General features: G+C 62.5%; 2 protein-coding genes and 1 tRNA gene. All 3 read right to left on the bottom strand.

The features are described 5' to 3' along the window. Positions 1–780: 780 nt before the first annotated feature. Positions 781–856, bottom strand: a tRNA-Lys gene (locus AABA86_RS33460). Positions 857–1,013: 157 nt separating this feature from the next. After that, positions 1,014–1,622: a Spy/CpxP family protein refolding chaperone gene (locus AABA86_RS33455; RefSeq protein ID WP_038951211.1), complete on the bottom strand. Its 609-nt coding sequence runs from the start codon at positions 1,620–1,622 to the stop codon at positions 1,014–1,016. A 210-nt stretch (positions 1,623–1,832) separates the two neighbouring features. Beyond that, a partial coding sequence (locus AABA86_RS33450; RefSeq protein WP_338309774.1) for a DctP family TRAP transporter solute-binding subunit occupies positions 1,833–2,696 on the bottom strand: 864 nt, incomplete at its 5' end.

The raw sequence follows: 2,696 nt of genomic DNA, 5'->3' as shown, positions 1-2,696 counted from the left end.
GGGGTTTACCCCATGTCAGCGGTCTGGTGTGCTGTACGCCACTTGGTCCGATCCACGGAACCCAATATTTAATTTGTGAGCCGGCCCACTGGGATCATGAGCCGTGCAGGCCGACAACATCGTGCACGCCACATCCGAGATGCGCGCGGTCCGCGAGATGGTCCGGCTTGCCTTTGGGTGGTCGGCTCGGCTGGAAGTCGAAGCGCCGCCCATCAATGGAGCGGGAAGCACGGAAGCAACAGTCTCAACAATTGCTCGCAACAGGCACGATTGTTAATTTGCGCGCTCGGCGCGCTGCTGTTTCATTGCTGATCCCCTAAATGGTGCGACCCAACTGAAGCTGTCCTTGAGCCCTGGCCGTCGCCATTTTCGGCTTTCTCGCGCGCGACAACGCGCGCCAGGCAATTGTCCGGGCACAGCGACTTGACGCCGAACTGATTAAGAGCGCCGACAGGCTGTTCGCCCCTCTTCCTCTCGATGAGGAGAATAAGGCGCAGTGCGCTCGAGCGGTCGATCAGCGCAAGCGCGCGCATTAGCGGGATGGCTGGATGCGCAGACCGCACGCGACAGCAATGGCCACTGCGCCCCCAAGCCCCAGGGTCGCGCAGCGCGCCGCCAATCTCGCGTTCTGTGTTTCGAGTCATTCCGAAAGCTCAGGCACAGGGTCAGCCAGATTATCCGACCCGTCTCACGGCGCGCGACCGCTAAAAGCGTCGCACGAGACCCGGTTTGCCCTGCCGAGGAATTTAAAAAAGCCCTTGCGGGCCAGTCTCTTAAGGATGGTGGGCGCACCAGGGCTCGAACCTGGGACCCGCTGATTAAGAGTCAGCTGCTCTACCAACTGAGCTATGCGCCCGAAAGGCGGTTAGTGCCTTGCGAGGTCGGTCGTTTAGCAAAGCGATCCGGGTCTGGCAAGCGATGCAATGAAGGTTTTTCCACAGTCCCCAGAAAGCGAAAAGCCGCTGGATTCCAGCGGCTTCTCCAGGGTCAATCGTCGCAAAATCCAGTCCCGTTCAGAGCCGGCCCTCGCGATCCCGGTCGGGGCCGCCGTCGCGGTCGAAACGGTCACGATGGAAGTGCTCCATGCCGCGCTCCATCATGCGGTCCATGCCGCGTTCCATGAAGTGGCGGTGCGGGCCGTCTTCGCCGCCGCCGAACGGACCGCGGTGGCGGGTCAGCACGGCGAGGCGCCGCTTCTGGCCCTCGTCCAGGGTCTTGTAGAGGGGGTCGGCGGCATCGGCGATCTTCTTCAGGGCCGCCGAGGTCGCGCCCATGTCCTCGGCGCGCTGGCGCAGGCGGGCGACCGGATCCTCCGGCCTGTCGGCGTCCTTGCCGGCGTCACCGGGACCGGCATTCATCCGCGCATTGGCGCGGTCGATGCGCAGCTTGGCGAATTCGCGCACGGCAGCCTCGACCGGCGGCCACAGTTTCTCCTGATCGGCGTTGAGCTTCAGCCCGGCATGGACGGCGGCGATCCGCGCGTCGACAAAAGCGGCGCGGTCTTCCGGGTTCATGCGGATGTGGCGGATGTGCTCCATCCACGGGCGATGATATTGGGCATAGACCGCGCCCGAGCCGGCGATGCTGAGCACGGCGATGGCGGCGATGGTGAACTTCCTCATCCGGACCTCCTCTGGAAGGATGTCCCTGAAGATGGGCGCGACCCGGCGGACACGCAACTTACAACTTGGACAGGAAGTGCGCCCTTGCCAGGATTGTAACGCCCGATTTTACCTCCAGCCGCAACTCGGAAATCATCCGCAACAAAAAGGCTTCCGTGCAGAACGCACGGAAGCCTTCGTTCGTCGTTCGAATTGCTCAGTTCGTGGCGCTCAGTTCGTGGCGCTCTTGGCTTCCTTGAGGAATTCGTCGATCAGCGGCTGGCCGATGCGGCCGGCGGCATCCTTGTAGACCGGCTCCATCGCCTTGCGCATCGCCTCGCTCTGCTCCGCCGTGAGCTTGATGATCTCGCTCTTGCCGCTCTTCTTGATCTCGGCGAGCGCGTCGTCGTTTTCCTTCTGCGACTGCGCATTGCCGAAATCGGTCGCTTCCTTCATCGCCTTGGTCAGCTGGTCGCGGATGTCGGCCGGCAGATCGTCCCAGAACTTCTTGTTCACGATCACGACGTAGCCGATGTAGCCGTGATTGGTCTCGGTGATGTACTTCTGCACCTCGTGCATCTTCTGGGTATAGATGTTCGACCAGGTGTTCTCCTGGCCGTCGACCACGCCGGTCTGGAGCGCCTGGTAGACTTCCGAGAACGCCATCACCTGCGGCAGCGAGCTGAGCGCCTTGAACTGGGCCTGCAGCACGCGCGAGGACTGGATGCGGAACTTGACGCCCTGATAATCGGCGGGCGCGACCAGCTTCTTGTTGGCGCTCATCTGCTTGAAGCCGTTGTCCCAATAGGCGAGGCCGGTGATGCCCTTGGCATCCAGCAGCTTGAGCAGCCGCGTGCCGAGCGGGCCTTCCGTCACCTTCCGCAGCGTCTTCAGGTCGGGCAGGATGTAGGGCAGATCGAACACCTCGAACTCGCGGATGCCGAGCGGTCCGAATTTGGAGTTGGACGGCGCCAGCATCTGCACGCTGCCGAGCTGGAGCGCCTCGAGCTCTTCCTTGTCCTTGTACAGCGTCGAGTTCGGATAGACCTCGACCTTGACCTTGCCGGCGGTGTACTTCTCGGCGAGCTCCTTGAA

It is taken from the genome of Bradyrhizobium sp. TM233 (assembly GCF_036247965.1).
Classification (GTDB): domain Bacteria; phylum Pseudomonadota; class Alphaproteobacteria; order Rhizobiales; family Xanthobacteraceae; genus Bradyrhizobium; species Bradyrhizobium ottawaense.
The sequence above is the reverse complement of the archived record's forward strand: the minus strand, read 5'-3'. Positions and strand labels throughout refer to the sequence as shown.

Coding starts and splice junctions, on each gene's coding strand:
- AABA86_RS33455 (WP_038951211.1), bottom strand. CDS start 1,622: ATGAGGAAGTTCACCATCGCCGCCATCGCCGTGCTCAGCATCGCCGGC.